This is a genomic window from uncultured Limnohabitans sp., from assembly GCF_937889215.1.
In the GTDB taxonomy this organism is placed as follows: Bacteria; Pseudomonadota; Gammaproteobacteria; order Burkholderiales; family Burkholderiaceae_C; genus Limnohabitans_A.
In genome coordinates, this window is record NZ_CALBEX010000454.1 from 1 (window position 1) to 1,790 (window position 1,790).

At 56.7% G+C, this 1,790-nt stretch carries 2 protein-coding genes; both read left to right on the forward strand.

The features are described 5' to 3' along the window. Window positions 1-855: branched-chain amino acid ABC transporter permease (locus Q0341_RS11515; protein WP_299513398.1), on the forward strand; the 855-nt coding region annotated here is incomplete at its 5' end. Window positions 856-866: 11 nt separating this feature from the next. Further along, window positions 867-1,790, forward strand: a 924-nt coding sequence (locus Q0341_RS11520; RefSeq protein ID WP_299513400.1) for an ABC transporter ATP-binding protein, incomplete at its 3' end; no start/stop codon positions are given.

Below are 1,790 nucleotides of genomic sequence, written 5' to 3' on the forward strand. Positions count from 1 at the left end.
ACCATGGTTTACGGCATCATCAATTTGATCAATTTTGCGCACGGTGAAGTGCTGATGGTGGGCGCTTTGACGAGCTGGTCGGCCATTGGCATGATGCAAGACGCCATGCCAGGTGCCCCAGGCTGGGCGATTTTGATTTTGGCCACACTGATCGCGTGCACGGTGGCGGTGGTGCTCAATTTCACCATCGAAAAGGTCGCTTACCGGCCTTTGCGCAATAGCCCCAAGCTGGCCCCCTTGATCACGGCCATCGGCATGAGCATCTTGTTGCAGACACTGGCCATGATCATCTGGAAGCCCAACTACAAGGCCTACCCCACGTTGCTGTCGAGCACGCCCATCAACATGGGCGGCGTGGTGATCACACCCACACAAATCATGATTTTGGGCGTCACCGCCGTGTCCTTGGCCATCTTGATGTGGTTGGTCAATTACACCCGGCTGGGACGCGCCATGCGTGCCACCTCTGAGAACCCGCGTGTGGCCGCGCTCATGGGTGTCAAGCCCGACATGGTGATCTCCGCCACCTTCGTGATTGGGGCGGTTTTGGCCGCGATTGCGGGCGTCATGTACGCCTCCAACTATGGCACTGCGCAGCACCACATGGGCTTCTTGCCAGGTCTGAAGGCCTTCACTGCCGCCGTGTTTGGTGGCATTGGTAACCTGGCGGGGGCGGTCATTGGCGGCATCTTGCTGGGCCTGATCGAAGCGATTGGCTCCGGCTATATCGGCAAGCTCACCGGCGGCTTGTTGGGCAGCCATTACACCGATATTTTTGCATTCATTGTGTTGATCATCGTGTTGACCCTGCGACCCTCGGGCCTCATGGGTGAGCGTGTGGCCGACCGCGCGTGAGAGAGGTCGCCATGAAAACCAATAAAACATTGCAGTACGCCCTGATCGGCTTGGGTTTGCTGGTCTTGCCGCTCATCCTCCAAAGTTTCGGCAATGCTTGGGTGCGCATCGCCGATATGGCTTTGCTCTACATCTTGCTGGCCATTGGCCTGAACATCGTGGTGGGCTATGCGGGCCTGCTTGACCTGGGCTTTGTGGCCTTCTTCGCGGTAGGGGCCTACATGTATGGCCTGCTCTCGTCGCCGCATCTGGTCAACACTTTCGCCACCATGGCGGGGATCTTTCCCGAGGGCATGCACATGCCGATCTGGGTGATTCTGCCTCTGGCAGCCGCTGTGGCGGGTTTGTTTGGCATGTTGCTGGGGGCACCCACGCTTAAATTGCGGGGGGATTATTTGGCCATCGTGACCTTGGGGTTTGGCGAAATCATCCGCATTTTCCTCAACAACATGGACCACCCGATCAACATCACCAACGGTCCTAAAGGCTTGTCTCAGATTGACCCGATTTCAGTCTTTGGTCTCAACCTGGGCCAGAAACTGACGATTGGTGACTTTGAAATCGCCTCTGTTTCTCTTTACTACTACCTGTTCCTGAGCTTGGTCTTGATCACCATTGTGATCTCGCACCGCATAGAGGTCTCCCGCATCGGGCGTGCCTGGATGGCTATCCGTGAAGACGAGATCGCTGCCAAAGCGATGGGTCTGAACACCCGCAACTTGAAGTTGTTGGCATTTGGCATGGGGGCCACGTTTGGCGGCGTAGCTGGGGCCATGTTTGCCGGATTCCAAGGCTTTATTTCACCTGAGTCCTTCAGCTTGATGGAGTCGGTGATGATTGTGGCCATGGTGGTGCTCGGTGGCTTGGGCTATTTGCCCGGTGTGATTTTGGGGGCCATTTTGTTATCGGCCTTACCTGAAGTGCTGCGCTTCGTG